The sequence below is a fragment of the Salinisphaera sp. PC39 genome (genome assembly GCF_040361335.1).
GTDB lineage: Bacteria > Pseudomonadota > Gammaproteobacteria > Nevskiales > Salinisphaeraceae > APNM01.
In genome coordinates, this window is sequence record NZ_APNM01000023.1 from 1 (window position 1) to 26,023 (window position 26,023).

Sequence of the window (26,023 nt, forward strand, 5' to 3'; positions counted from 1 at the left end):
GCCGGCTGCCCATTAACGTGAACAATGTGGTGCGTTTACACAGCTAGAGCGCGAGCCCGGCGCGGCGCTGATCGATGTCCGCGAGGAGAGCGAATACGCCGCCGGCCACGTCGCCGGCGCCGAGCACCTCGGCAAGGGCGTGATCGAGCGCGACATCGAGGTCGCGCACCCCGACAAGCGCCAGCCGCTTTATCTCTACTGCGGCGGCGGCTATCGCTCGGCGCTGGCGGCCGACGCGCTGCAAACCATGGGCTACGAGGCGGTCCATTCCGTGGACGGCGGCTGGCGCCGGCTCCAGGACCTGATGCCCACCGAGTGACTCGCGGCCCGCGCCCGGCCGTGGCAGGCTGGGCGCCGTTCCAGCGGAGGATCGACCCCATGCAACGCATCCGTGTGCGCCGCCGCTTCCGCGCGCCGATCGAGGACGTGTTCGCCGTGATCGCGGACCACGAGGGCTATGCCGAGCTGCCCGGCGTGGTGAGCGCCCGGCTGGCACGCGAGGGACATCCGGACCGCAACGGCGAGGGCGCGGTGCGCGAGATCGAGTTGCCGGGCGGCGTGCGCATCGCGGAGGCGATCACCGCGTACCGGCCGCCGCACACCCTGGAATACCGCATCGTGGAGGCGCCGATACCGCTGGACCACAAGGGCGCCCGCGTGAGCCTGACCCCGCTCGGCGACCGCACGGACGTGGTCTGGACCTCGCGCCTGACCTGCCCCGTGCCGCTCGCCGGCGGCGCGCTGGCCTGGGCGGTGCGGGCCCAGCTCACCGTGGGCTTCGCCGCCGCGCTGCGCTTCTGGGATCGGCGGCTGCGCAAGGCCGCCGCCAGCGAGGCGAGGGAGCGCTAGCCCTGCCCGCCGCGCAGTTTTTCGAGCGCCTTGGCATGTTTCAGGCGCGCGTCGCGGCGCAGTGCGGCCTCGTCGTAGCGGCGGCGCTCGATATCCGTCTCCGGCCGCACCGGGCGGACCGTCACCGGCTTGTGGTCGTCGTCCAGGGCCACGAAGGTGGAGTAGGCGGAGACGATGTGACGCTGCTCGCCGCTCATGCTGTCCTCGGCCTTCACCCGACAGCCGATCTCCATGGACGAGCCCCAGGCGCGGTTGCAGGAGGCCGAGAAGATCAGGGTCTCGCCGGTGCGCGCCGGCGCCAGGAAATGGATGTCGTCCACGGACACGGTGACGCACACCCGGCCGCTGTGGCGCTCGGCCACCACCAGCGAGATGCGGTCGATGGTCGCCATCACCATGCCGCCGAAGACGGTGGCGTTGGAGTTCATGTCGTTGGGGAAGACCTTGTAGATGTGCTCGCGTATCGCGGACGCGGCCACCGGCCTGCCTTCGGCTTGATCGGACACCCGCGGTCTCCTGCAGCTACATGAGCCATGCCCGGATTGATGCCGGACTATCCGTTTTGCCTGTCGATCCAATAATCAGGCTTGCGGTGCTGATGGGCGACCGCAATGATCAAGACATGATCCCGCTCGATCGAATAGAGTAATTTGTAAGGGAAACGGTGCAGCAGACACTTCCGCACCTCTCCGCGCTCGATCGACCAGGCTTGGGATATTCCGCGATCCGCCGCGCCGCCTGGCCGACCTCCTGCCTGAACGCCACGCCCAGCCCCGTGAATTCGAGTTCGTAATAGCGGCTCGCGTCACGCAGCTCGCGCTCGGCCAGGCTCGTGAACAGCACGCGCATCATTCATCCTTGAACAAGACCTCCATGGGCACTGTTTCCAACTCGCCCCGCCGGTAGGCCCGAAGGCGTCGCTGCGCCTCCTCGGCCCAGATATCATCCAGTCTCTTGTCGGGTTCGTCGAGGCTCTTTATCAACCCCTCGACAAGCGTGAAACGCTCTTCCGGCTTGAGCTTCAGAGCCTCGTCCAACAATTCTTTGGCACTCATGTCCCAGCCTCCCGTGCACAATGCGACCGAGGCGTACGCCGATACCATACTCGCTTGTGTTTTCAGTGTAGCGCCGGACCCGGGCGACCGCTAACCATCGGTGTATCACGGAGCCGCCGACCGATCCGCCATGAACCAGCCTTACGACATCGTCCACGTGGCCGCCGAGGGCTACCTCGACGACCTCCTGCGCGAGCTCGCCCACCGCGGCGACACCGTGGCCGCCACCCACAGGCGGCTGGTGTTCGCCCGCGGCGGATCCGCCGCCTGGGCGCAGAACGCCTGGCTGGCGCCGCGCGAGCTGCCGGCGTCCTCCATCGGCGAGGGCGCGCGCGGCCTGCGCGATATCCAGCGCAACTGGCACCTGCACTCGGTGGCCCACCATCGGCGGGCGCGCCTGATCGCCGAACGCCTGCCGCCGATACGCTTCAAGCCCCTGGCGTTCCCGGCCGACCCGCCCGCGGCGCCGCTGGGCGCCTGGACCCTGGTCGAGCGCGACCGCCTGGTCGCCTCGCCCCGCTGCAGCAGCCCGTTCCCGGACGGCGGGGTCCGTTTCGTGGAGGACCGCGAGGGTCCGCCCAACCGCGCCTACCTGAAACTCTGGGAAGCCCTGACCCTGGCCCGGACGCGGCCCGGGCCGGGCGAGCGCTGCCTCGACCTGGGCGCGGCGCCGGGCGGTTGGACCTGGGTGCTGGCCGGGCTCGGCGCGGACGTGATCTCCATCGACCGCGCCGAGCTCGATCCGGCGGTGGCCGCCCATCCCCGGATCGCGCACCGTCGCGGCGACGCCTTCGCCCTGCGGCCGGAGGCCGTGGGCACGATGGACTGGGTGGTCTCGGACGTGGTCGCCTATCCCGACCGCGTGCTGGCGCTGGCGCAACACTGGGCCGAGGCTTACCCGGCGGCGAAGCTGGTGTTCACGATCAAGTTCCAGGGCCCGGCCGATCCGGCGATCGCCTACCGCTTCCTGGACATCCCCGGCTCGCGGCTGATGCACCTGCACCACAACAAGCACGAGCTGACCTGGTTCCGGCTGCCCGACGGCGGGCCGCCGGAGGCGATCGGACGGCCGTGAGCGGCGTTCAGCCCAGAACCAGCAGCAGGGGGTGCAGCAGCCCGCAGACCGCGGCGCCGTAGATCAACAGCCGCGAAGGCAGACTCTGGAATTCGTACAGCGGATGATCCGACAGCCGCCAGTGCAGCCCGGCATGGATCACCATGAAACCGTCCAGGATGAGCACGGTGGCGAGCCGCACCGCGGCATCCGGCGACGCCAGAAGCCAGACCAGGCCCGCCACCAGCGGCACGTGTGCCAGGACGAAGACATCGCGGGCCAAAGGCTCGCGCATGCGGCGCAGGACGAACAGCAGCCGCCATTCGCGCTTGTGCACGGCGTCCAGTTCGTGCGCCGTCAGCAGCCCGAACCCCAGGTAGAAGACGAGCTCGGCGAGCATGGCGGGGCCGGTGTCAAGCCGCCACGCGCCGGCCGAACAGGGTGCAGGCGAGGACGACGCCGAGCAGGCCCGCGGCGACCACCGCCATCACCGCGGACATCCAGTACAGGAAGGGGCCGGCGTAGCCGTAGAAGTACCAGTCGCCGATCGCGAAGATGGACAGCAGGATCGCCGGCACCGCGAACGCGATCGCGGCAAGCACGCCGCCGCGGAGGCCGCCGCGCAGGGTCGCCAGGAGGGAGATGATCATGTTCACCAGCAGCGCGGTCACGGCGGTGCTGGTCATGAGCCCGTCGACGCCGGCGAAGACGGCGCCATAGAAGAACACGAAGGCCACCGTGCCCAGCACCACCTGCAGGATTAGCAGTCCGTAACCCACGTCGCGATCTTTCGCCGCCATTGCCGTCTCCCGGCGCGCCGGCCGCGGCCGCGCGCCTGTCCGTGTTGCCTGAGGACCAGGATGCCTCAGCACCCGGCCGCGCGCCACGCCGGCCGCCGTTATTGACGGGGATCAATACGGTCCGGCCGGCCGCGGCGGACAATGCCCATTATCGGCGGCAACCGGCGGAATCGCACCCCATGGGCAAACGCATCCTGATCATCCAGGGCCATCCCGACCCGGCGGGCGGGCATTTCTGCCACGCCGCGGCGGCGGCCTACGCGGACGCGGCCCGCGCCGCCGGCCACCGCGTCGACCTGATCGAGACCGCCGGATTGGACGCGCCCCTGATCCGCAACAAGACGGACTGGGCCGACGAGATACCCCCGCCGGCGATCGCCGATTGCCAGCGCCGGATCGCGGCGGCCGAGCACCTGGTGATCCTGTATCCGCTCTGGCTGGGGACCATGCCGGCCCGGCTCAAGGGCTTCCTGGAACAGGTCCTGCGCCCCGGCTTCGCGATCCGGCCCGAGGGCGACAACGGACGCTGGCGCAAGCTGCTGACCGGCCGCAGCGCCCGCATCGTCGTCACCATGGGCATGCCGGCACCGGTCTACCGCTGGTATTTCCGCGCCCACAGCCTCAAGAGCCTGGAGCGCAACATCCTCGCCTTCGTGGGCATCGCCCCGGTGCGCGAGACGCTGTTCGGACTGGTCGAGCTCAACGCCGGCCGCCGCGAGCGTTTCCTGCGGCGGATGGCGAAGCTGGGGGCACGCGCCCGCTGAGCGGGCGCGCCTGTCAAGGGTTGTCGCGCGGCGCGCCCTCGTCGCACTTCTTGCAGTCGAGCCCGTAACCGAGCATCGACTCGCGCCCGGCCGCCGTCGTCACCCACGGCCGGGAGACCCACGGCGGATCGTGACGCACGTGCTGGTTGTGGCCGCAGGCCAATTCGGCGACCCAGTGGTCCTCGTCGTCGCGATGGTAGCCGGCGATCGGTTGCCTCATGGCCCCACAGCCTAGCCCGGAGCCTCAGTCCGCGAACAGGGGCTCCGCGCGGTCGTCGTAGGCCCAGCCGTTGACCACCCAGTCGTCGCTGGCGCGATAGAAGGTGAAGCGCCAGACCATGAAGTGCCGGCGGTACTTCTGCAGGTAGACATACTGGGCCAGCGAATCACCCACGCGCTCCGCATCCAGGAACTCGTGGCCGGTGGGCTCGCCGTAGCGCTCGCGGATCATCGGCATCTGCGACTCGACCTGGCCGATCTGCGAGTCGAACTCGGCCACCGGCGTGTCGATGTGCGACCGCATCCGGGCCAGGCCCTCCCGGACCTTGCCGGCGTCGATATCGGCCATCACCGCGTCGGTCAGGGCGCGGGCGGCGTCGAGCGAGGGCAGCCCTTCGGCCGCGGCCGGCAGGGACAACAGGAGGGCGAGGAGGAAAACGATCGGGCGCTTCATGGGGTCTCCCGGGCGGACAACGGACGAGTGCCGGTTATCGGCCGGCCCGGCGAATCCCTCAATAGATGTCCAGCGTCGCCAGTGCGGCCCGGCCCAGGGAGACGCGACGGTCGGCGTCGGCGGGCGTCGCCATGTCGATGTTGAGCGCGAACGCGTACACGTCGGCGCCGTCGCGAACCCAGCCCACCCACCAACCGACGCCCGGGCCGGGCGCGTTCTCCCAGCCGGTCTTGCCGTAGAGTTCGCGGCCGTCCTCACGGCGCTCCAGCAGGACGATATCCCGGGTCGCCGCCTGCAACGCCGGCGGGAACGGCAGCGCGTCCCGCGCCAGGTCCGCCAGGAACCGGGTCTGTTCGACCGCGCTGATCCGCAAGGGCCCGTCCAGCCAAAAGCGGTCCACGACCGTGCCGATCTCGCCGTTGCCGAAGCCCAGGCGCGACACGCCGTCGCGCATCCGCGCCAAACCGATGCGGCGCGCCAGCGTCCGGTAGACGGCGAGATTGGAGACCGCGATGGCCTCGCGCAGGCTCATATCCCGTTCCCAGGCCGCGAAGGGCTGGGGCTCGCCACCATAGGGCACGACCTCATCGACATCCGCGACCGCCGCCACGGACAGACCGATCAGGGTGTGCGGCACCTTGAACGTGGAGGCCGGCACATAGCGGTTGTTGGCGCGCGAACGGTCGTGGCCGGTCAAGCGGTCGCGGCCGGCGTCATAGACCACGAACGTGCCGCGCAGCCCGGCCTTGCGGAAGAGCTGGCCGATCTCCGCGTCCTCCCGCCACTCCTGGGCCTGGACCGCGCCGGTCGCGAGCACGCATGCGGCGAGCAGCCAGCGCAGTCCGGCGGTCACTCGCCGATATCCTCGTTCCACAGCGCCGGCCGGCGCTCGATGAAATCCGCCATCAGCCGGCGGCAGGCGGGATCGTCCACCACCGTCACCTCGACGCCGCGCGAACGCACGTAATCCTCCGGTCCGCGGAAGGTGCGGTTCTCGCCCACCACCACCCGCGGGATGCCGTACAGCAACACCGCGCCGCTGCACATATCGCAGGGCGACAGGGTCGAATACAACGTCGCCCGCCGGTAGTCGGCCGCCTTCAGACGTCCGGCATTCTCCAGGCAGTCCATTTCCGCGTGCAACACCGCGCTGCCCCGCTGCACCCGGCGATTGTGGCCGCGCCCGACGATGCGATCATCGACGACCAGCACCGAGCCGATGGGAATCCCGCCCTCGGCTGCCCCGGCCTCGGCCTCCTCGATCGCGGCTTGCAGGAAACGGTCCATGATCGTTCCGACTATGCCACAAGCAGTGCATCCGGGCCGTCGGCACGCGGCTACCATGAATAAGACTTAATCGCATTTACAAATCCCGACCGGGACGCTAAGCTCCCCGACCGACACGCGCCGTGTCCCGGCCAAGGGCCGCGCGACACGGTATTTCCGCAAACCGGGAGCCAGCCGCCGGCATCCGTCCGGCACGCCAGCCACCGCTCATCCAGGCGCGACACCGCGCCAAGGGGGACGATGCATGGACTGGCGACTGAAGACTCTCGGCCCGGCGGTTTTACTGCTCGGCTCGATCGGCGCCGCCGGCGCGCAGGAGACGCCGCGGGACGGCGACACGGCGACCGCCACCACGCCGCTGGACGCGGTGACGATCACGGCGACCCGCAACCCCATCGAGGCCTTCGTGTATCCGGGCATGGTCACCGTGATCGGCCCGGAGGACATCGCGACGGAACAGGGGTCCACCCCGGACGACCTGCTGCGCTCGGTGCCCAACGTGGAGTTCACCGGCGGCCCGCGGCGCACCGGCGAGGTGCCCAGCATCCGCGGCTTCACGGGCCCGGACGTGGTGGTGACGCTCGACGGCGCCCGCCAGAACTTCCAGTCCGGCCACGACGGCCGCTTCTTCGTCGATCCCAGCCTGCTGCGCGAAGTCGAGGTGCTGCGCGGCCCGGCCTCGGCCCTGTACGGCAGCGGCGGCACCGGCGGCGTGATCGCGCTGCGCACCGTGCGCGCCGCCGACTTCCTGGCCCCGGACGAGACCCTGGGCGGCCATCTCGCCGCCGGTTTCCATAGCGGCAACGACGAATCCGTGGGCATCGCCACGGTCTACGGCCGGCCGGCGGCGGGCCTGGACCTGCTCGGCAGCATCACCCGGCGCGAGTCCGACGAGATCGAGCTGGGCGACGGCAGCAAGCTGGACCGCAACGACGAAGACCTGCTCTCGGGCCTGTTCAAGGCCGGCTGGGCCCCGGCCGAGGGCCACCGTCTGGAAGCCTCGTTCCAGCGTTTCGACAACGAGACCACCGAACCCAACAACGGCCAGGGCGCGGGCGACGACAACCTGGTGGACAAGCAGGTCACCGCGGACAACTGGCGCCTGGCCCATGACTACGCCGGCCCCGGCAATCCCTGGATCGACCTGAGCACCACGCTCTACCGCACGGTGACCGAGGTCGACGAGCGGCGCCTGGACGGCAACGGCAACGGCCCCGCCGGCGAGCGCCTGCGGCGCGAGATCGAGACCACCGGCCTGCGCCTGGAGAACCGTTCCGCGCTGGCCGGCGGCGATCTCCTGCTGACCTACGGTGTCGAAGCCTACCGCGACGAGCAGGACGGCGAGGACGCCTCCGGCACCCGCGAGAGCGTGCCGGATGCCGAGACCGACTTCGGCGCCGTGTTCGCCCAGGCGGAATGGCGCGTCGCGCGGCCCTTCGGCGCCCCGGGCGAACTGCTGGTGGTGCCCGGCGTGCGTTTCGACCGTTACGAATCCTCCAGCGCGATCGCCGACGACAACGACGACGAGGAGGTCTCGCCGCGGCTGGGCCTGAGCTACCTGCCCACCGGCTGGTCGATGCTGTTCGTGAACGTGGCCGACGCCTTCCGCGCGCCCACCGTCAACGAGCTCTACACCAGCGGCGTGCACTTCGAGATTCAGACGCCCGTCGGCACCAGCGTCAATCGCTTCGTCCCGAACCCGGATCTGGACCCGCAGCGCACCTCGACGGTGGAGTTCGGCGCCGGCCTGGACTTCCGCGACGTGTTCGCCCGCGCCGACCGCCTGCGGCTGAAGGCCTCCCGCTTCAAGATCGACGGCGACGACTTCATCGACCTGGATGTGGACCAACCACCGCCACCCGCCGACGGCACCACCCGCTCCTACAACGTGCCCGAGGCCGAACTCAGCGGCTACGAGGCCGAGGCCGCCTACGCCGCCGGCCGCCTGCGGCTGGTGCTGGGTGCCTCGACCCTGGACGGCAACGACAAGCGCACCGGCGAACCGCTGGGCATCCTCACGCCGCCGCAGTTCACGCTGGACGCCGCCTGGCGCCTGCCCGCGCTCGACGCCCTGGTGGGCTGGCGCATGCTGGCCGCCGACGACTTCGACAACACCGACGAAGAGGCCGAGGAACGCCCGGGTTACGCCGTCCACGACCTGTACGCCGCCTGGACGCCGGACAGCGAACGGCTGGCCGGGCTGCGCATCGACGTGGGCGTGAACAACGTCTTCGACAAGGCCTATTCGCGGGTCTACACGGACGCCCTGGAAATGGGGCGCGACCTCCGCACCCGCGTGAGCTACCGGTTCGACTGATGGCCCACCGTCCCATGCGATATCCGAACCGACGCAACCGCACCCGTTGGATAACCTCCGCCTGGCTGCTGCTGGCCGCGTTCCTGGCGGGGCCGGCGGCCGCCGAAACGCCGGCACGCATCGTGTCCGTGGGCGGCGCGGTGACCGAAATCCTGTTCGAGCTGGGGCTGGGCGACCGGCTGGTGGCGGTGGACAGTACCAGCCAGCATCCCCCGGCCGCCCGCGAGCTGCCGGACGTGGGCTACATGCGCCGGCTCGCGGCCGAGCCGATCGTGGCCCTGGACCCCGACCTGGTGCTGGCGATCGAGGACAGCGGGCCGCCCGCCGTGCTGCGCCAGATCCGCGAGGCGGGCGTGCGGATCGTGACGGTCGCCGACGACCCCTCGCCAGCGGGTGTGCTCGCCAAGGTCCGCGCCGTGGCCGGGGCCGTGGACCGGCCCGGGGCCGGCCAGCGGCTGGCCGAACGGATCGCGGCGGACTTCGCGGCGGCGAGCGAGCGGGTGGCCGCCTACGAGGACCGCCCCCGGGTGCTGTTCCTGATGTCGGCCGGCAACGGCCCGCCCCTGGCCGCCGGCCGCGACACCGCCGCCGCCAACATCATAGAACTGGCCGGTGGCCGCAACGCCATGACCGGCTTCGCCGAATACCGGCCGATCACGCCCGAGGCGACGGTGGCGGCCGAACCGGAGGTCGTGCTGGTGGGCGACCGCACGCTGGCCGCGCTGGGCGGCGCGGCGGCGCTGCGCCGACACCCGGCGATCGCGGCCACGCCGGCCGGACAGGCGGGCCGCATCGTCGCCATGGACATGCTGCTCCTGCTGGGCTTCGGGCCGCGTACCCCGCAGGCCGTGCGCGAACTGGCCGCCGCACTGCACCCGGACACCGCGCCGGCGGACGCGCCTTGAGCGTGGCCGCGGCCGACCTGTTCGCCCTGGAGCGGCGCCGGGTACGGCGCGGCGCCGCGGCGCTCGCCGGACTCGGGCTGGCCCTGACCGCGCTGCTGCTGGCCGGGCTCGGCCACGGCGCGGTCGCGATCGCGCCGCTGCAGAGCGTCGCCATCCTGGCGGATGCCGTCGGCCTGCCGGCACCGGCCCCGTTCGAGCCGGTGCAGCGCACCGTGCTCCTGTCCATCCGCCTGCCGCGGGTCGTTCTCGGCCTGCTGGCCGGCGCCAGCCTGGCGGTGGCCGGCGCCGCGCTACAGGGGCTGTTCCGCAACCCGCTGGCCGATCCGGGTCTGATCGGGGTCTCCAGCGGCGCGGGCCTGGCGGCGGCCGCGGCCATCGTCTTCGGGGCCCCGGCGGCGGCGCTGCTGCCGGCGGCCCTGGCCGGTTTCTTCCTGCCGCTGGCGGCCTTCGCCGGCGGCCTGGCGGCCACCCTGGTCGTCTACCGCATCGCCACCCGCGACGGCCGCACCCAGGTCGCGACCCTGCTGCTGGCGGGCGTGGCCCTGAACGCGATCGCCAACGCCGGTCTGGGCCTGCTGATCTTCATGAGCGACGAGCAGGAGCTGCGCGACCTCAACTTCTGGCTGCTCGGCAGCCTCGGCGGCAACACTTGGCGCGACCTCTTGCCGGTGGCGCCGTTCGTGATCCTGCCCACCCTGTTGCTGACCCTGCTGGCGCGCCCCCTGAACGCGCTGCTGCTGGGCGAGACCGAGGCCGGGCACCTGGGTTTCGCGGTGGAGCGGCTCAAGCGCGGCATCGTGGTCCTGGTGGCGCTGGCGGTGGGCGCTTCGGTGGCCCTGACCGGGATCATCGGTTTCATCGGCCTGGTGGTGCCGCACCTGGTGCGGCTGGCCCTGGGGCCCGATCATCGGCTGCTGCTGCCGGCCTCGGTGCTGCTGGGAGCCGCGCTGATGCTGGGCGCCGACCTGCTGGCGCGCACACTGGTGCTGCCGGCGGAGCTGCCGATCGGCATCCTCACGAGCTGCGTGGGCGGGCCGTTCTTCCTGTGGCTGCTGGTGCGGCGACGCGACGGGGGCCTGTGGTGACCCTGGCGGCCGACATGGTCCACGCCGCGCGCGGCGGCCGGCCGGTGCTGCGCGCCGCGTCGCTGGCGGTGGCGCCCGGCGAACTGGTGGCGGTGATCGGCCCCAACGGCGCCGGCAAGTCGACACTGCTGGACATCCTCACCGGCAGCCGGCGGCCCGATCGCGGCACCGTCACCCTGGACGGCCGCCCCCTGGCGGACTGGCCACGCCCGGCGCTGGCCCGACGACGCGCCGTGCTGCCGCAGGCCTCGACCCTGGATTTCCCGTTCCCGGTGCTCGACGTGGTCCTGCTCGGCCGCAGCCCGCACGCGGGCGGCGGCGACCGGGCGCGCGACCTGCGGGTCGCCGCCGCGGCCCTGCGCGCCACCGGCCTGCAAGGCCTCGCCCATCGGCGCTACACGACGCTGTCCGGCGGCGAGCGCCAGCGCGCGCAGCTCGCCCGCGCCCTGGCCCAGATCTGGCCGGCGGACGACGACCCGTCCCCGGCCTACCTGTTGCTGGACGAGCCCACCAACAACCTCGACCTGGCCCACCAGCACGAACTGCTGGCCGCCGCCCGCGAGCTGACCGGACGCGGGGTGGGCGTGCTGGCGATCCTGCACGATCCCAATCTGGCGGCCCAGTATGCCGACCGCCTGGCGATCCTGGCCGGTGGCACCGTGGCCGCGAGCGGGCCGCCCGCCGCGATCCTCGACGCCGGCACCCTGGCCGAGACCTTCGGCGTCGAGGCTGAGATACTGACGCACCCGCGCACCGGCCGGCCGGTGGTCCTGTCCACCGGCCGCGCGACGGCCGGCACCGACCGACAACACCCGACGATGGAGACCCCCCGATGAGCCAGTTCATCGCCATGAACCGTTTCCGCATCCGCCACGGCTGCGAGGCGGAATTCGAACGCGTCTGGAAGGAACGCGACGTCCGCCTGCGGGAATCGCCGGGCTTCGTGGAATTCCACCTGCTGCGAGGCCCCGAGCACGAGGACCACACGCTCTACATCTCGCACACCATCTGGGCCAGCCGCGAGGACTTCGAGGCCTGGACCAAATCGGAGGCCTTCAAGGCCGCGCACCGCGGCGCCGGCGAGCGCAAGCATCTGTATCTGGGCGGCCCGCAGTTCGAGGGGTGCGAGGTGGTCCAAGAGGTAAAATAAGCCCGGATCACGCGCGATCCGCCCGACACACGCACTTCTTGCTAATCTTGTCGAGAGACAACACATCGTCGGGCGCGACGGATCATGGCGCAGGACAGCCCTCTGCCCGGGCTAGTGGAGGCGGGCGGCATCGACATCTGGATGTTGTGGCTCAAGGTCATGGCTACCGGCGCCTCCACGTCCCTACTGATCCTGCTCGCGGTCTTCGCCGCCTCGCTCTACCGCCACCGGGACGAGGCGGCGCCGGTGGCCCTGCATTTCATGCTGGTCAATCTGTTCGCCACCCTCTACGTCGCGGCGGACACGCTGGTACGCGTGAATGTCGTGCTCGACCGTGCCGACACCGCCGTGCTGCCCTATCGCCTGTCCCTGGCCGCCGTGGCACTGGCGGTGGGCGCCTACGTGAACCTGTACCGGGCCCTGGCGCGGCGGCGCGCCGGCCGGCTGCCGCGCCTGCTGATCACCTATCTCGTCGCCACCCTGCTGGCCGCGTCGATATGGATCGACCATCCCGGCCTGATCCTCGCCAGCGACCGCATGATCGCGGCCGGCGGCACCGTATTCGCCGACTACGGCGCCGCCGCGCCGTTTTTCTTCGGTCTGTGCCTCGCGACGTTCGCCGTCATCTCGTACCGCATCCTGCGTCTGGCCGCCCGCATCGAGAACGGCCCCGCCTGGGGCCTGACAGTATTCGGATTCGCGGTGTTCTTCCTGGCCGGTCTACACGATGCGCTGCGCGAACTGGGGTTCGGGATGCTGCCGCTGGACACCCTGACCCTGGGCTGCACCGGCTTCCAGATCGGCGCCTTCGCCGTGATGGCGATGCATTATTCGCGCACCCTCGGCGAACGCGCCCGACAGGGCGTACAACTGCGGCGGCTCACCGACGAGGTCACGCGCGACCCCCTATCCGGCCTGTTCAACCGCGCCTACCTGGAGACCCGACTGGACCGGCAGGGCGACGACGCGCGCGGCGGCCTGCTGTTCATCGACCTGGATCATTTCAAGGGCATCAACGACCGCCACGGTCACTGGTACGGCGACCGTCTGATCCAGGTCGCCGCCGAACGGATCCGCGCCAACATCCGGGAAGCCGACATCGCCTGTCGCTGGGGCGGCGACGAGTTCGTGGTCTACCTCGCCGACGTGGATACGGAGACGGCACACCCGCTGGTCAACCGCCTCGCCTCCGCCCTGAGCGGCATGGGCATCGACGACCTGCCGGACATCGAGCTACGCGCGAGCATGGGCTTCGCCGAACTCGCCGACGACGACTGGCGCACCACCCTGGATCGGGCCGACCAGGCGCTCTACGAGGCCAAGCGGGCGGGGCGGAACCGGTTGTGGATCGCTTAGAAAGCACCGCCACACGCAGGTCCATAGACATGGACCGCAAGCGACGCCTCTCCCCAAAAGGCAGGAGCGCCTATCTATCCACGACTTCGCCCCGCAGGCCGCTCGCATAGATGCGGCGGCTGGTGCCGTTGTGCTGCTGCCAGCCGACACCGGCGTAGCCCTCGTCGTTGACGAAGACCATGACGTCATCCACGCGACCGTAGGCCGGGTCCAGGTCATCCCGGAAATCGGTGCTCAGCAACTCGGGCGCGCGCCAGGTATCCGTGGCCTGTTCGTACCGGCTGGCACTGATCTCGTAGCCTTCCGCGCCCTCCCAGGCGACCAGCGCGTTGCCCCACATGTCCACGTCCACGGACACCGCCAGCGCCTCCACGGAATCGGCGTGGATGCCGGCGGGCGCGCTCCAGCTCCCGGTCTCGCTGTCGTAACGGCTGTACTGCAGGCGGCTCGTGTAACCCTCGGGGTCGGCCACCTGCGCCGACGGCACGGGATCCTCGATGAACTGGCGCCAGGCCACCATGACATCGCCGTTGCCATCGATGGCCGCGTCCATTTCAATCACGCGGGCGACGCCGCTTTCCAACAGGGTCGGCTCGGCATCCCAACCGTCGACCGCGTCGTAGCGCCGGCCATAGAGGTTCTCGACGGTGCCGTCGTTCTGCAGCCAGAGCACAATGGCGTTGCCGTCACCGTCGATAACGGCGCGCAGGTTGAACGGCCGGTTCGTGCCTTCGCTCAGACGCATCGGCGAAGTCCACTGGTCGCCGGCGGCATCCGGCGTGTAGATCACGGCACGCACCTGGTCGTCGATGTCGTACTGATCGCCACCGACATAGCCCTGCTGCACCGTGTACGCCAGCACCATTTGACCGTTCTGGTTGCCGGCCAGCACCGGATTGAGGTGTCGATGATAGTAGTCGCCCAGCGGACCCGAGCCGGAACCGCTGCCGTTCAGGCCCGTGGGCACGGACCAAGTGTTGGCCTCGGTATCGAAGACACTCAGATACAGGTTGTCGAAGGAGCCATACGAACTGGTCGTGCGCTGCTGCCACACCATGTAGGCATCACCGGTCTGCGGCACGAACAGCGACGGATGGTTCGACTCGAAACCGCTGCCGCCGCTGACGCTGACATCCCCGGCGGCGCTCCAGTCGCCGTCGGCGGGCCGGTACGCCGAGCGCACGGCGGCATCCGACCCGACCTGGTCGTTCACCCAGGCCACGATCGCCTTGCCGTCGCTATCCATGCCCACCTGAGGCAACTCGCCCGGATCGGAATCGCCGCATTCCACCAGATCGGCCGCCCAGCCTTCCCAACTGGTCGTGGTGATCTCGAAATAGGTGGTCGCCGCGCAACTCAAGGGCGCGGTGCCCTCGCGGCGCCAGATCAGGGTGGCGTCGCCGGTGGCGGCGATCACGCCGTTCACGCGCCCGGCATCGCTCTCGTCGGTATCGATCACGCGCGCGTCGGAGAACCAGTCCCAATCCAGTAGCGGAATCGCCTCGGGACCGGGTGGCTCGGTCGGCTGATCCGGATCGGAATCCAACCCGTCGAACAGGTCGTTGGAATTGTTGCAGCCGGCGACCAGCAGCGAGGCGAGAAAGGCCATGGATAGAAACGAGCGCGAGGTCCTGGGCACGGTTTGACTCCTTGTATCGATACGCCCGCATCGTCGCGACAATGCGGAACAACGGACTGGCTCAAAGCCTAGATGAATCCGCCGCCTGCGAATTGACATGGATCAAAGGCGGGCGAGAAAGCCGGCCGGAGGGCGCTCGGACACCAAAACGGATCGGCCGGAATCGATGCCGCCGGCGTTGACGAAGCATCGCCGCGGCGCCGAGGACGCTCGTCTAGGTGCCGACCGGACCGGTTGCCTGGAACGCTTCGTGAAACCCGACCGTGCCCCTCGGCACGGCGCCGCCCAGAGACAGGGCGACAAAGGCGTCCGGCGGCACGCCCTCGTGCACGAACCCCGGCACGGCCTCGAACCCGAATTGACGGTAGTACACCGGGTCCCCGACCAGGCAGCAGCCCCGGGCGCCCATGCCGCAAAGCCGTGACAGGCCCTCGCGGATCAGGGCCTTGCCGATGCCCCGACGCTGATGGCCGGGCAGGACCGAGACGGGTCCCAGCCCGTACCAATCCGGCGTGCCGTCCGAGACAGTCACGGGCGAGAACGCGATGTGCCCGACGACCCGGCCATCGATCTCAGCGACCAGCGACAACGACAGGGCGCCGGCGGCACGCAATGCCCGGACAATGAACTGCTCGGTGTGGCTGCTGATAGCCAGGGTCTCGAAGGCCGCGGCCGTCACCTCGTCGATGGCATCGATGTCGGCATCGGTCTCGGGACGGATCCCGACGGTGAGGCGCTTGCGCATGAACGCGGCCGAGGCGGGACACAAGTCGGAGAACTGCCGGGTCGCCGCGATGGCGGCCGGCGCCCCGGAGCGCGGGACGGCTTCGTAGTCCAGCCCGGCGAAATACTCGGCCGCCGTCTCGGTGAGCAGATACAGCGTCTCGACACCATGTGTCACGGCCCAGGTCTCGGCCCCGGACACCAGCTCCCGGCCCAGCCCGGCACCGCGACGCCCCGGCGCCACCGCCAAGGACCGAAGCAGACCGGCCTCGCCGTGAACCTCGATACCGACGGCCCCCACGAGTTGGCCGGCATCCCGGACCCCCAGCAGGGTCAGGGCCCGGTTATCGCGCAGATCGGCCACCGGCAGTCCCGCCTCGGCGAGAAGCGATTCGACTTGCGGGCCGGGGCTTATGCTCGCGATATCCATTGATATCCGGCACGGCATGTCAGCCCGACTGCCTTGACCCCGCCGGGATAACGCGCCTCCATGCCGACATCAGGACGACGTCTTCTCGAAGGCATCGGTCGGGGTTCCCTGGTGAAAGCGAAGACGCCACGCCCCGGCCTCGTCCCGGACCCATACCGATGTCCTACGAGCATACCGCGACAGGCCGCCGTCATCGTCCACGAATGCCGAACGATAGCCCAAAAGGGCAATACCCTCACCGAGCATCGCCAGCTCGAAATCCTGCGAGAGAATGGACCCGGACTCGTCGGCATCCGGCAGGCGGGCCAGGACCGTCGGTTTGTCGCAACTGTGTCCGGACATTCCCACTTCCCGGAAGGCGTCATGCAGTAACGCGTCGAGGCGCTCGACGCTGCGACGCACGGCCGCCGAGTGCATGGCGGTTTCCAATTGCCGCAAGTGCGCCAACAAATCATCCCGGTCCATATCCATCCGCCTCGAACCGCGGGCCGCGGCACACGCGCGCGACCGCTACGGTACCCGATTCTCCTCCAGGAACGCCGCCACCAGGGCGAGCACGTGATCCCGCCGCTCCCGGTGAGGCACATGGCCGCAGTCATCGAGGATCGCCTCCCTGGCGGGGCCGCTCACCCCTTGCGCGATGCGGCGGGGGAACTCGCCGGACCCGAATTCGTCGGCGTCGCCGTGGATCGCCAGGACCGGGCAACGCACCTTGTCGAGATAGGGATCGAGAGACCAGTCCCGGAACCGCGGGGACAGCCAGACCTCCGTCCAGGCCGTCAACACCCACCGCGCCCGCTCGCCGTGCCATCTCTCCAGCCGGGCGAATCGGGACTCGTCCGCGAAGGCCTTCTTGGCCTCCCGGATGCCGGTCAGCGTCCGCGCCTCCACGAACGCCTGGGCGGCCTCCGTGATGACGGCCACGCAGTCATTGCCGGGAACCGCCGCGGCAACCAGCGCCATGCCGCCGCCGACGCTGTGCCCGAAAAGCACATACTCACCCAGACCGAGCGCATCGGCGAGGGTCGGCACATAGACCCGCGCCTCGTCGTCGATGAAACCGGCCTGCATGGGCACCGCACGGCGGGTCGACCTGCCGAATCCGAGACGGTCGTACGCAATCACGCCGCGGCCCGTTGCGACCGCCAGCGCCTCCGGAAAGTCCCGCCACTGCTCGACGGAACCCAACGAGTCGTGCAGCAGGATGATCGGCGCCCTGTCCTCCTCGTCGAGCCGCCACTGGCGCACGAAGACGTCGCCGCCGGGCACGGCCACGAACCGGTCGCTTGCCTCGACGCTCACCTCGTCCCCCGACAAGACATCACTTCCCTTCCCTTCCCAGCATCCGCGCGCATCCTATCCGGCCTGCCCACCACGCTCCTCGAACACCTCGCGCGCCGCCAGCAGCCCGTTCAGGGCGGCCGGGAAACCCGCATACACCGCCATCTGCATGATCACCTCGATCACTTCCCGCTCGGAGCTACCCGTATTCAGGGCACCGTGGATGTGCACCTTCAATTGCGGGGCGGCGTTGCCCATGGCGGTCAGGGCCGCGACCACCGCGATCTCCCTGGACTTGAGATCCAGGCCGGGCCGGGAATAGATATCCCCGAACGGGAACTCGATCAGGTAGCGCGCGAAATCGGGGGCGATATCCTTGAGGCTCTCGACGACCTTCTCACCCACCTCGCCGTCGATCTCCTTCAGCTTTTCCCAGCCGCGTGCATAGCGGTCGTTTTCCATCGATTCGTTTTCCTTCTGGCAGGGATCGGCCGCGACACCCAGGGACACCGGCCCCGTGCCGGGGGACGGAACGGCGATCGACTCGGCTGGCGACCCCATCGGGATCGTTCGCCCGCTTTGCGTTCAATATACCGCCCCGACGCCTCGCCGGCAGGCGATCGCACGCGACTAATCCGCTGCCTCCGGCGCACTGAACGCCTTGCTGTAGTACCCCGAGGGATCGAAGCAACACACCCGCTTCTTGCCGGAGGCAAGCATGTCACAGGCATCGCCGATTCGCTTCGCGCGCGTCTTCGCCTGCCTGGCCGACGTGATCCAGTGTATCCAGTCGACGCGGGCGAGGGTGGTGGTGCCCTTCCAAGTGGACCGGGCCTCGGGGGCGGCCCGCAGGGCCTCGGCCAGATCGGCGGGGACGTCCGGATCGGGCTCCCGCTCCGCGGCCACGATCTCGAACGTCACGACGTCGCCGTAATCCGCGCCGGCGGCCCGCAACAGCGTCTCGTCGAGTCGCAGCCAGTGACCCTTCCGCCCGTCCGGCTCGAGCAAGGCCCGGAACCCCAGGCCATCGATGGTGGCATCCACGGTAAGGCGGCCCCGCCTGGGCAGCTTCGCGCTCGCTTCGGCGGGCAGGACCACGAAGGCCCAGGGATCGCCGTCGCCCGCCTCGCGGGGGCGACGCAGTCGTGCCTCGAACCGGGACCTCGTCGCTTCTCGTGTCATGTCCTGCTCCGCTACGCGAATGCCCCCGATGCCGGGGCCGGCGATCGGACAGCGCCCGGGCACCTAGGCTCCCGGCGCATGGCAAACCGCTTCGATGTTATGCCCGTCCGGGCCGATAACGAACGCCGCGTAGTAGTTCGCGTGATACTGCGCTCGCGGACCGGGCGCACCATTGTCCCGGCCGCCCGCCTCCAGGGCCGCGCGATGGAAGGCGTCGACCTGCCGGCGACTGTCGGCCGCGAACGCCAGGTGAAGGTGCGCCGGCTTCTCCTCGGTCTGGAACAGACACAACGAAGTCCTGCCGTCGGAGCTGAGCTCGATGCCAAGCTCGCCTTCCCAGACGATCGAGACACCGAGCGGCTCGAGCGCCTTCAGGAAGAAGGCCCGGCTCGCCGCGTAATCGCTGACGCCGAATACGACATGGTCCAGCATGGACTTTTCCAAGACGTGTCACCTCCGTGCGACCCGGCGTTGACGATGAGACGCGTGGCGGCGAGAGACTCAGCCAGAAACAGCGACAGGAACCAGCCATCAAATGTCGATGTCGCCAGGCACGTGCCTTTCATGACAATGTTTGTTTACGCAGAATCTTCGAGCACATGAGTCAAACGATCAATGTTCTGTTCGTTTGCCTCTCCGGCCCGTTGCCTGACGGCCCGCGCCGTTTCCGCGTCCTCGAACACCTGCTCCCAGGTCAATCGAGTGCCTTCATCAACGGGCGTCAGTTCGACGGTAAGCTTGAAGTTCGGCGGGCAATCATGGTGAATGACAATCTTGGCGTCGGGCACGAGCTGCTCGAAGAAGCTCTCGTTGGGATAGCTTGTCCCGTCCGGGCCATGCATCACGAACTTCCAGCGACCGCCCTCCGTGAACTCGAAAATCTCGAACGTACTGGAAAAGCCTTCGGGCCCCCACCACGCCGCCAACAGATCCGCCGACGCAAAGGCGGCATAGATTGCCGCGGGCGAGAACGGCAGGGTTCTCGAAGTGCGCAGCGTTCTATCTTCACTCATAACCGTCGCCCAGAAGTACTTGACCTTGGTGCTAAACGACCGTCCCGATAAGCCGCCCGCGGAGCGGCGTCGGCTTGCACGACTCGCGGAGCCGGACTGTCTGCTCCATGTCGGCACCAACCCCAGGACCGCGGGTCGAACCCGAAAACGCGCAGCTCTTGCTCGCTACCGGTGGGTCGTCGCGGTCCACCGCCTCCCGCTCGCCGTCCGGCACGACCATCGCCGCGCCGGGGAGCGAGATCAGGTACTTGGCCATAATGCCCTTCCCTGGAAATTGCGGATGCCATGAGTGGTCGACGGAGGGAAGGCATTTTCGACATCGCGCCACTCGGCCCAAATACGCTTAACGCTTAGCTTTGCGGCATGCCGGATCGCAGCTTGGGCGCGTCCGACAACAGCAACTGGTTATATGACAGCAGCTCAACCCGGAAGCCCCTCGAACTTTGGCACCTCTCCTAACCTCTCATCCCAAGCACCTTTGCTGGACAAGAAGATATGTGCAGTTGGCAGCATAGTGATTTCAGTGTCCAAACACCCTGCGGGAACGACGAGCAAACCTGCGACCAGAGTACTTGGCAATGCTGAACCACAAAACTTACAAAAGCTTTTGTTGTGACGAGTGCCGGGAAGCGTAAAAGAAGTCACAGCCTCTGAACCCGACTGCCAGACCATTTCAGCTGACTGGGAGAATAGATTGGCCGCATGAGCCGAACCTGTATCTTTTTGGCAATACTGACAATGACACAGGTAAAAGCTGTCAAACTCACCTTTCACCTCAAAGCTCACGATGCCGCACAGACAAGAACCGAAGTAATCAGTCATCAGAACCCCTTCCATGGTCTGTGTGTGAAATACACACGCCATCGATGGTAATGGGCACCAACGGAGCGCAGTTTAATTGGCGTCCCGTTGACCACTTGATTACGTGTTGTCATGGCGGGAGATGACAGGGACAGAATATGAGATAAGAAGCTGAATCCGCGATATGGAATGAAATACTGACACTCGGCCCCATCCGGCGGCGCCCCGTTGGCCGGAGCGTATTTAATGCACTGATTGCGCCGCCCCCGGCATTCGACCGGGCGGAACTGCACACATTAGAACACCCCAGCGCACGAGCACGCCTGAATACCTGCTCCAATCGTATTGATGCCTGGCCAACCCGCTATCAAGGCCCCCCACCGCCACCACCGCTACCCCGCTTTATCCAGCCTTTCAGTCGCGCAACCGCCAGCGAAATGACAACCAGCGGCACAATGACCTGCAACGGATGAAATGCCGCATCCGACATCACTGCAGCAATAGGCACGATTAACAGGAAGAGCCCGGCACCCGCTATCACAACCTGGATGATCACGCGCTCCGAACCGCGAGCCGGCTCGTAAGGAGACCTTGTGGACATAAACGACTACTCAAACCACGGTTGCAGCGAGGCCGGGTTGCGCTTCGTTAAACCCGGCAACCCAAAAGAACCCGTTGTGGGGTGCATTCTCCAATCCGACACTAACGGCACCTTGCGTACATGAAGCAAGGCCTGGGCTCAACCGAAATGTTCGGATGCACGGTATAGCGATCCAGCCTTCCTTCGCGGACGAAACCCGACTTTTCCAATGTTCTCGCCGAAGCCATGTTCTCAAAGTCACAGGAGGCTTGCAGCCGAAACACGCCCGGCAGGGCGAGTGCCAGTTCGGAAAAGGCCATGACCGCTTCGGTCATCAACCCCCGGCCCCACAAATCCCTCGCCAGGACATAGCCGATATCAAGCATGTGCCCCTTAGGCGTTGCATCCAGCATGCCCACGGGACTCGATGCCCGGCCTTGCAGCGTCAGCGCATACGCGAATCGCGAGCCTTCATTCCAATCCGCGACACACCCCTCCAGGAACGTCTCGGTTTCCGACACATTGGTGTGCGGCGCCCATACCATGTATTTCGGCACTTGAGGGTCACTGGTGTACGCATCAAACAACGCCTGGGCATCGGCCACGCAAGGCCGGCGAAATACCAGACGTTCGGATTCAATGCCCTCGGGCAGGCGTAGCTGAATACTCAAGCCACCTGACGCCTAAATCCGGACGACGCCGAACCGCGCCAGTGATTACGCGGTTGGCTCGCGAACGCCACGTTATGCATGACGTCTGACTTCCCCGACTTGCTTCGCGCGCAGCAGCAAATACATGGCAAAACCCACCGCGACCCCCGGAACAATACCAAGCAGCAGACAAACCCAACCATTACGAACCGAGTATTTCTTGGCTTCATAAGCCACCCAGGCCGCAAGAATCGCCCAGCAAAAAAGGACATCCGTGGAATAGCCGCTGGCATATGGGTTCACAAACCCGGCTGCGAACGCCCCCATAAATCAGGATTCTCGATAAGCGGAGGCACGACGACCAAGGCGAAGAAACCCGTGAAGGAAAGAGCGGCAACAACCAATGTTGCCTTGAAGACGGACTCAGACATTTAGCGATTCTCACTGAAGCTAAATTCGCGATACGGAATTCAATATACAGCTCCCAGTATCCCGAGTGGCCGGCCTGAGCAGTAGGTTATCTGCCTAGCCTAGTTGATACGTATCGTCCTCTCGAAATGTACTTGGCGAGGCCTAGCATTTCGAAAACGCCCCCTATACTCGTAAAGTTGCAGCTCCCTTCCTTTGCACAGGAAGGGAGGTTTGTCTTGAACCACGCCGCCGTCAACTCGCCCGACTGATCGAGCTGTGACCAAGCGGACGAGAACTCCGAGAGCGTTATACCTTTCTCGTACGGGCGCCGACCTGTGTGGGATGGGATTTGGTATATGAGTGCTTCCTCGCCACGTCGCCTCCCCATTCCCTTGACACGAAACGGCTGTTTTGCCGCCGGCTTGGGTATTTCGTGGCCTGCGCACTCCACACCGATCCTCCTGATATCGCCAGCCATAGTCATTGCAGCCTCCTACGGCACTTGATGCTGAAACTCAGCCGCCACCCGACCGCACAGCGGAAAGGCGGCCAGGTGGCGTGAATAGCTGGGGCATGCGATCTACCGTTCACTTGTGGAAGCGCTTCATCATGAATCGATAACTCGCCTCAGGGCCGCCGCCGTAACTCCAGCTTTCCTGCTTGCGGCGCTCAATCTCTATACGCGCACGCTCGATCAACTGACGTTGTACCTCGCGGTTCAAAACCTGCTTAAATTCCCCAAGCGCCGGATCAAAGTTGCGCTTCACCAAGTTGCAGTAAAAGCAAGAGATCACCCTATTAAGGTTATCCTCTGCGTACTCGGCGGCAACGTTTCGAGGAATCAAATGGTCCCCCTGCAGTTGAAACCAGTCCTGTAGTGATCTGCTTCCGTCGAAACCGCAGTACTGACAGGTGCATTTATGCTCCAGGTAGGTTTCGAACCATCCGCGAACTCTTTCCGTGTCCAGTGAAGCGCTTGCCATTTCATCCCAACCCCGAGTGGCCACATGGCATAGTCTTGCAGCTCAAGTTCGCCATGAGAATCGCGTTGGGAGCAGAGCCTGGAGGGTGTAGCGGCGAATGCGCCCGTCTCCATGGCATTGTTACGCGATACTTACCACGCCCAACCCGGCATATTGCATGACTGCCCGATCCATTTCTGTATCCGGGAAGCCCCAAGTTCTTCGAGGCTCTTGATCTTCACATAACGGGTTTCGTCGCCAAGCGACGGCCGTGGGTCGAGTCGGCTGCCGTTGAGAAACACGATGTTGACGGAAACGTCATACGCGACGACCTCGATACACCAGCCGAACGCTGGAGACCCGTAATACGCCTTGCCCCATTTGATGGCGTACCTCGGCTCATCCAGGTGCTGCCGAATCAACCTGTCCAGTTCGGAAACGACCGGATTCAGGGCGGGCTTGGTGTTCGCGATCCACGCCTGGATGAGGTCGTGATCCTCATCCGGCGCCGGCGGTTTCTTCGAGGACAGGGGCTTGCGACGTTCCATGTCTGTTTCTCCAATGGCCCGAGGATCAGGTATTGCACTCTAAACTACGAACCATTGGCTACAGCAGCACGTATCGCTCGATTACAAGACCTGACCCTCACACCCGCGAGCGCGAGGCTCATCACTCACCCTTCTTCTTGATCTGCTTCTCTACTGCCTCCAGCTCCCGCAAATCCACGGCATCGGCCTCCAACGCCTCGTCCTGCCGTCTCTGAGCGTCGAACTGTTCGTAGCGTTTGTGGACGATTTTCTCCGCCTGCCTGGTACTGATTGACCCGGCGTTTTCCAACACCGGCCGTTCATTGAACTCCAGCAGGCGATCCACATTGTTGCGCCAGTAGTCCAGGGTCAGGTCCTTACGCTCCTTGGCCCGCAGCTCCGCCTGTTCCAGGAAGATCACCACAAGGCGGTTTAGGGTGTCGACTTCCTCGGCACCAAGATAATTCTTGGCGACAGTGACATCCTGCTTGCGCACCCGCGCCCCCTTCCAACTGGTGAGCGCCATGTTGGGCTGGGCGGGATCGGCGCGCTCGACCACGAGCTCGGCGGCGGTGTGTCCGGTGACGGCATAGAGCAGCTTGTTCTGCACTTCGGCAAAGAAGCGCTGTGCGTCGCTGTCATCGGGCCGGTAGTCGCTGGAGAGGGCGAAGAGGTCGCGCACCTTCTGATAGAACCGTTTCTCGGAGGCGCGGATGTCGCGGATGCGCGCCAGCAGCTCGTCGAAGTAATCCCAACCGCCGGGCTCCTTCAAGCGCTCGTCGTTCATGACGAAGCCCTTGACTAGGTATTCCTCCAGGTGAGCGGTGGCCCACTGGCGGAACTGGGTGCCGCGCGGCGACTGAACGCGGTAGCCAACGGCGAGAATCATGGGCAGGCAGTAAAGCTTCACCTTCCGCCGGACTTGTCTTCCTCCTTCTTCGCGAACTATTAAGTCATCCTTAATAGTTGCCTGCGCCGAGAGCTCCTTTTCTTCCAGGATGTTCTTGATGTGCCTGTTGATGTTGGGAACCGAGGTATGAAAGAGCTCGGCCATCTCCGCCTGGGTCAGCCAGGCGGTATCCCCGTCCACGCGGAGATGGACCTCCGTTCGACCGTCCTCCGTGCGATAGAGGACGAGTTCGCCGGCATTCATGCCGTCACCTTGTTCAGCATCTCCCAACGGCCTCTTTGATGATGCGCGCTTGAATGTGTCCCTGGCTCATGGTTGACCCTAACCCCTTGGCCAAATGCTTGAATGCGCACTGCCATGCGCATAAGCTGAGGCCATGCATAAATAGCCATTTAGAGGCTCGAATGGCCGAACTCTACAACACTGCCGCACCGAAAAAAGCGGCCAACCTCTCAGTCAATAGCGATCTCCTGCGCAAGACCCGTGAACTGAATATCAACCTGTCCGCCACCCTGGAGCGAGCCCTGAAAGAAGAGCTCTCCAAACGCGAAGCGGAACGATGGGTTGAAGAAAACCGCGCTGCGATAAGAAGTTACAACGAGTTTGTCGAGCAGCATGGATGCTTCGGTGACGAATTCAGGGAATTTTGATGGCACAGTTCGATGTATACCCCAACCCAAGCAAGACCAGCAAAGCGCACTACCCGTACCTCGTCGATATTCAAAGCAGCCTGCTGAGCGAACTGGCAACTCGAATCGTCATTCCTTTGGGGAAACGCTCCGCCTTTGGTGGCGAAGCCATGCAAGGACTCACGCCGGAAATCAGCTTTGCTGACCAAGAGCTTCTACTGTTGACCCCGCAAATTTCCGCTGTTTCTGAAAAGCATCTCAAAAACGCGGTTGGCTCCCTCTCGCATTTCAGAGACCAGATTATCGGAGCCTTGGACGTGGCTATCACTGGCATTTAACGCCCGGCGCAGCGGGCAAATTGGAGCGGCAACCCCCCATCTTAGCGCTGCCCCAAAGTGGAGCTAAGCGACCATCAGTTTCTGCATGTGGGGGATTACCGACCCTCGCGCCGGTAACTGTCACCTAACGCAGCCAACACGCGCGGCTTTGTAATGGAGGTGAAGCCGCAATGGAAAAGCTGTCGCCGTGCTTGGCCTGGTTAGGCATATTACTTCCTCCCTACCGTAAACCATTGCAGCCCAAATGATTTGCAGAAAGCCTGAACAGTAAGGAAGCTTCTAATGACAGATGGCTCTGGTTCCTCAGCCCCATCAAGCACGTTCTCAATTGACGACAACCGCTGGGAGAACAGTGCTGAACGGACTTCCTGAGACTGAGAAACCCGTTCAGCACAAGAGCGCACAACCTCGGAAAGACTGCTCAAATGACCAAGAAATGCTGTCTCGTCCACACGAGCCTGATCGGGCAACAGCGAAGATAGTCGCTCGAGGAGGCTATCACCCTCAACGTACCTCGGCTCTACATTGGCCACTCCAATGTTCCCAGGTTGATCGTAGTTCCATTTTGAGTGACCGGATAAAACCGACGCGTCAGGGAACGTTGTGAACCGCCCCGAGATTCCCGGAGGCTCCATTTCTTGAGAGGATGGAG

The 26,023-nt window shown here is 66.4% G+C and carries 36 protein-coding genes and 2 pseudogenes; 12 read left to right on the forward strand and 26 right to left on the reverse strand.

What is annotated here, in order from left to right; genetic code table 11:
• Positions 1 to 55 precede the first annotated feature (55 nt).
• Together PC39_RS15845 and PC39_RS15850 are read left to right on the forward strand one after the other, a co-directional pair.
• Positions 56 to 319: pseudogene (locus PC39_RS15845) on the forward strand (rhodanese-like domain-containing protein); the annotation flags it as partial.
• Between the two features lie 59 nt (positions 320 to 378).
• Positions 379 to 849 carry an SRPBCC family protein gene (locus PC39_RS15850; RefSeq protein WP_353254388.1) on the forward strand — a complete coding sequence of 157 codons (471 nt, stop codon included), beginning with the start codon at positions 379 to 381 and terminating at the stop codon, positions 847 to 849.
• On the opposite strand, the gene PC39_RS15855 is transcribed toward PC39_RS15850, so the two are convergent.
• From PC39_RS15855 to PC39_RS15865, 3 genes are all read right to left on the reverse strand, one after another.
• Positions 846 to 1,355, reverse strand: a complete 510-nt coding sequence (locus tag PC39_RS15855; protein WP_353254389.1) for an acyl-CoA thioesterase — start codon at positions 1,353 to 1,355, stop codon at positions 846 to 848. The two genes, PC39_RS15850 and PC39_RS15855, sit on opposite strands and share 4 nt — an antisense overlap.
• 109 nt (positions 1,356 to 1,464) lie before the next feature.
• Positions 1,465 to 1,701 carry a type II toxin-antitoxin system RelE/ParE family toxin gene (locus PC39_RS15860; protein ID WP_353254390.1) on the reverse strand — a complete coding sequence of 79 codons (237 nt, stop codon included), beginning with the start codon at positions 1,699 to 1,701 and terminating at the stop codon, positions 1,465 to 1,467.
• The gene (locus tag PC39_RS15865) at positions 1,698 to 1,904 is read right to left on the reverse strand and encodes an addiction module protein (protein WP_353254391.1); all 207 of its coding nucleotides are present in this window, start codon (positions 1,902 to 1,904) and stop codon (positions 1,698 to 1,700) included. The genes PC39_RS15860 and PC39_RS15865 overlap by 4 nt, the downstream gene beginning before the upstream one ends.
• A gap of 130 nt (positions 1,905 to 2,034) precedes the next feature.
• Here PC39_RS15865 and PC39_RS15870 point away from each other — a divergent pair, with 130 nt between their 5' ends.
• Complete coding sequence (locus tag PC39_RS15870; RefSeq protein ID WP_353254392.1) at positions 2,035 to 2,979, forward strand: SAM-dependent methyltransferase; 945 nt, start codon at positions 2,035 to 2,037, stop codon at positions 2,977 to 2,979.
• Positions 2,980 to 2,986: 7 nt separating this feature from the next.
• Here PC39_RS15870 and PC39_RS15875 read toward each other — a convergent pair whose 3' ends face one another.
• Positions 2,987 to 3,358 (reverse strand): DUF6713 family protein, encoded by a 372-nt coding sequence (locus PC39_RS15875; RefSeq protein ID WP_353254393.1) that lies wholly within the window; start codon positions 3,356 to 3,358, stop codon positions 2,987 to 2,989.
• A gap of 13 nt (positions 3,359 to 3,371) precedes the next feature.
• Positions 3,372 to 3,758 (reverse strand): hypothetical protein, encoded by a 387-nt coding sequence (locus tag PC39_RS15880; protein WP_353254394.1) that lies wholly within the window; start codon positions 3,756 to 3,758, stop codon positions 3,372 to 3,374.
• 179 nt (positions 3,759 to 3,937) lie between these two features.
• Here PC39_RS15880 and PC39_RS15885 point away from each other — a divergent pair, with 179 nt between their 5' ends.
• Positions 3,938 to 4,522, forward strand: coding sequence for an NAD(P)H-dependent oxidoreductase (locus tag PC39_RS15885; RefSeq protein WP_353254395.1), 585 nt, complete (start codon positions 3,938 to 3,940; stop codon positions 4,520 to 4,522).
• 13 nt (positions 4,523 to 4,535) lie between these two features.
• On the opposite strand, the gene PC39_RS15890 is transcribed toward PC39_RS15885, so the two are convergent.
• The 4 genes from PC39_RS15890 to PC39_RS15905 are packed head-to-tail and all read right to left on the reverse strand — an operon-like array spanning position 4,536 to position 6,482.
• Positions 4,536 to 4,742, reverse strand: a complete 207-nt coding sequence (locus PC39_RS15890; protein WP_353254396.1) for a DUF3565 domain-containing protein — start codon at positions 4,740 to 4,742, stop codon at positions 4,536 to 4,538.
• A 24-nt stretch (positions 4,743 to 4,766) separates the two neighbouring features.
• A complete protein-coding gene (locus tag PC39_RS15895) occupies positions 4,767 to 5,195 on the reverse strand; it encodes a hypothetical protein (protein ID WP_353254397.1) in 429 nt (142 codons plus the stop codon).
• A 58-nt stretch (positions 5,196 to 5,253) separates the two neighbouring features.
• On the reverse strand, positions 5,254 to 6,036 hold the full coding sequence (gene blaOXA / locus PC39_RS15900) for a class D beta-lactamase (protein WP_353254421.1): 783 nt from the start codon (positions 6,034 to 6,036) through the stop codon (positions 5,254 to 5,256).
• A gap of 8 nt (positions 6,037 to 6,044) precedes the next feature.
• Positions 6,045 to 6,482 (reverse strand): nucleoside deaminase, encoded by a 438-nt coding sequence (locus PC39_RS15905; protein WP_353254398.1) that lies wholly within the window; start codon positions 6,480 to 6,482, stop codon positions 6,045 to 6,047.
• Between the two features lie 244 nt (positions 6,483 to 6,726).
• Between PC39_RS15905 and PC39_RS15910 the strand changes: the two genes are divergently transcribed.
• The 6 genes from PC39_RS15910 to PC39_RS15935 all read left to right on the forward strand — a co-directional run bounded on the left by PC39_RS15910 (position 6,727) and on the right by PC39_RS15935 (position 13,295).
• A complete protein-coding gene (locus PC39_RS15910; protein ID WP_353254399.1) occupies positions 6,727 to 8,799 on the forward strand; it encodes a TonB-dependent receptor domain-containing protein in 2,073 nt (690 codons plus the stop codon).
• Positions 8,800 to 8,813: 14 nt separating this feature from the next.
• Positions 8,814 to 9,704, forward strand: a complete 891-nt coding sequence (locus PC39_RS15915) for a heme/hemin ABC transporter substrate-binding protein (RefSeq protein ID WP_353254400.1) — start codon at positions 8,814 to 8,816, stop codon at positions 9,702 to 9,704.
• Positions 9,701 to 10,789: a FecCD family ABC transporter permease gene (locus tag PC39_RS15920; RefSeq protein ID WP_353254401.1), complete on the forward strand. Its 1,089-nt coding sequence runs from the start codon at positions 9,701 to 9,703 to the stop codon at positions 10,787 to 10,789. The genes PC39_RS15915 and PC39_RS15920 overlap by 4 nt, the downstream gene beginning before the upstream one ends.
• Positions 10,783 to 11,625, forward strand: a complete 843-nt coding sequence (locus PC39_RS15925) for a heme ABC transporter ATP-binding protein (protein ID WP_502950888.1) — start codon at positions 10,783 to 10,785, stop codon at positions 11,623 to 11,625. Before PC39_RS15920 ends, PC39_RS15925 begins: the two co-directional genes overlap by 7 nt.
• Positions 11,622 to 11,939, forward strand: a complete 318-nt coding sequence (hmuQ, locus tag PC39_RS15930) for a heme-degrading protein HmuQ (RefSeq protein WP_353254403.1) — start codon at positions 11,622 to 11,624, stop codon at positions 11,937 to 11,939. The genes PC39_RS15925 and hmuQ overlap by 4 nt, the downstream gene beginning before the upstream one ends.
• A gap of 84 nt (positions 11,940 to 12,023) precedes the next feature.
• Positions 12,024 to 13,295: a GGDEF domain-containing protein gene (locus tag PC39_RS15935; protein ID WP_353254404.1), complete on the forward strand. Its 1,272-nt coding sequence runs from the start codon at positions 12,024 to 12,026 to the stop codon at positions 13,293 to 13,295.
• Positions 13,296 to 13,365: 70 nt separating this feature from the next.
• Here the strand turns inward: PC39_RS15935 and PC39_RS15940 are convergent, their stop codons facing one another.
• From PC39_RS15940 to PC39_RS16020, 17 genes and pseudogenes are all read right to left on the reverse strand, one after another.
• Positions 13,366 to 14,934 carry a hypothetical protein gene (locus PC39_RS15940; protein WP_353254405.1) on the reverse strand — a complete coding sequence of 523 codons (1,569 nt, stop codon included), beginning with the start codon at positions 14,932 to 14,934 and terminating at the stop codon, positions 13,366 to 13,368.
• Positions 14,935 to 15,148: 214 nt separating this feature from the next.
• A complete protein-coding gene (locus PC39_RS15945; RefSeq protein WP_353254422.1) occupies positions 15,149 to 15,679 on the reverse strand; it encodes a GNAT family N-acetyltransferase in 531 nt (176 codons plus the stop codon).
• Positions 15,680 to 15,682: 3 nt separating this feature from the next.
• Positions 15,683 to 16,105, reverse strand: a pseudogene (arsN2, locus tag PC39_RS15950) (arsenic resistance N-acetyltransferase ArsN2); the annotation flags it as partial.
• A gap of 51 nt (positions 16,106 to 16,156) precedes the next feature.
• Positions 16,157 to 16,552, reverse strand: coding sequence for a nuclear transport factor 2 family protein (locus PC39_RS15955; RefSeq protein WP_353254406.1), 396 nt, complete (start codon positions 16,550 to 16,552; stop codon positions 16,157 to 16,159).
• A 45-nt stretch (positions 16,553 to 16,597) separates the two neighbouring features.
• Positions 16,598 to 17,389: an alpha/beta fold hydrolase gene (locus PC39_RS15960; protein WP_353254407.1), complete on the reverse strand. Its 792-nt coding sequence runs from the start codon at positions 17,387 to 17,389 to the stop codon at positions 16,598 to 16,600.
• A gap of 54 nt (positions 17,390 to 17,443) precedes the next feature.
• A complete protein-coding gene (locus tag PC39_RS15965; RefSeq protein WP_353254423.1) occupies positions 17,444 to 17,830 on the reverse strand; it encodes a carboxymuconolactone decarboxylase family protein in 387 nt (128 codons plus the stop codon).
• Positions 17,831 to 17,998: 168 nt separating this feature from the next.
• Positions 17,999 to 18,550 (reverse strand): YdeI/OmpD-associated family protein, encoded by a 552-nt coding sequence (locus PC39_RS15970; protein ID WP_353254408.1) that lies wholly within the window; start codon positions 18,548 to 18,550, stop codon positions 17,999 to 18,001.
• Between the two features lie 63 nt (positions 18,551 to 18,613).
• On the reverse strand, positions 18,614 to 18,982 hold the full coding sequence (locus PC39_RS15975) for a VOC family protein (protein ID WP_353254409.1): 369 nt from the start codon (positions 18,980 to 18,982) through the stop codon (positions 18,614 to 18,616).
• A 146-nt stretch (positions 18,983 to 19,128) separates the two neighbouring features.
• Positions 19,129 to 19,563 (reverse strand): SRPBCC domain-containing protein, encoded by a 435-nt coding sequence (locus PC39_RS15980; protein WP_353254410.1) that lies wholly within the window; start codon positions 19,561 to 19,563, stop codon positions 19,129 to 19,131.
• A gap of 31 nt (positions 19,564 to 19,594) precedes the next feature.
• Complete coding sequence (locus tag PC39_RS15985) at positions 19,595 to 19,819, reverse strand: hypothetical protein (RefSeq protein WP_353254411.1); 225 nt, start codon at positions 19,817 to 19,819, stop codon at positions 19,595 to 19,597.
• A gap of 164 nt (positions 19,820 to 19,983) precedes the next feature.
• Complete coding sequence (locus PC39_RS15990; RefSeq protein ID WP_353254412.1) at positions 19,984 to 20,385, reverse strand: GFA family protein; 402 nt, start codon at positions 20,383 to 20,385, stop codon at positions 19,984 to 19,986.
• Positions 20,386 to 20,731: 346 nt separating this feature from the next.
• Complete coding sequence (locus PC39_RS15995) at positions 20,732 to 20,920, reverse strand: hypothetical protein (protein ID WP_353254413.1); 189 nt, start codon at positions 20,918 to 20,920, stop codon at positions 20,732 to 20,734.
• Positions 20,921 to 21,066: 146 nt separating this feature from the next.
• The gene (locus tag PC39_RS16000; protein ID WP_353254414.1) at positions 21,067 to 21,615 is read right to left on the reverse strand and encodes a GNAT family N-acetyltransferase; all 549 of its coding nucleotides are present in this window, start codon (positions 21,613 to 21,615) and stop codon (positions 21,067 to 21,069) included.
• A 72-nt stretch (positions 21,616 to 21,687) separates the two neighbouring features.
• Positions 21,688 to 21,921 (reverse strand): DUF2834 domain-containing protein, encoded by a 234-nt coding sequence (locus PC39_RS16005; RefSeq protein ID WP_353254415.1) that lies wholly within the window; start codon positions 21,919 to 21,921, stop codon positions 21,688 to 21,690.
• Positions 21,922 to 22,592: 671 nt separating this feature from the next.
• A complete protein-coding gene (locus PC39_RS16010) occupies positions 22,593 to 22,988 on the reverse strand; it encodes an HNH endonuclease signature motif containing protein (RefSeq protein ID WP_353254416.1) in 396 nt (131 codons plus the stop codon).
• Between the two features lie 131 nt (positions 22,989 to 23,119).
• Positions 23,120 to 23,515: a DUF1801 domain-containing protein gene (locus PC39_RS16015; RefSeq protein WP_353254417.1), complete on the reverse strand. Its 396-nt coding sequence runs from the start codon at positions 23,513 to 23,515 to the stop codon at positions 23,120 to 23,122.
• Positions 23,516 to 23,636: 121 nt separating this feature from the next.
• Positions 23,637 to 24,647 (reverse strand): virulence RhuM family protein, encoded by a 1,011-nt coding sequence (locus PC39_RS16020; RefSeq protein ID WP_353254418.1) that lies wholly within the window; start codon positions 24,645 to 24,647, stop codon positions 23,637 to 23,639.
• Positions 24,648 to 24,808: 161 nt separating this feature from the next.
• Here PC39_RS16020 and PC39_RS16025 point away from each other — a divergent pair, with 161 nt between their 5' ends.
• Together PC39_RS16025 and PC39_RS16030 are read left to right on the forward strand one after the other, a co-directional pair.
• A complete protein-coding gene (locus PC39_RS16025; RefSeq protein ID WP_353254419.1) occupies positions 24,809 to 25,054 on the forward strand; it encodes a type II toxin-antitoxin system CcdA family antitoxin in 246 nt (81 codons plus the stop codon).
• A complete protein-coding gene (locus PC39_RS16030; RefSeq protein WP_353254420.1) occupies positions 25,054 to 25,371 on the forward strand; it encodes a CcdB family protein in 318 nt (105 codons plus the stop codon). The genes PC39_RS16025 and PC39_RS16030 overlap by 1 nt, the downstream gene beginning before the upstream one ends.
• Positions 25,372 to 26,023: the final 652 nt, after the last annotated feature.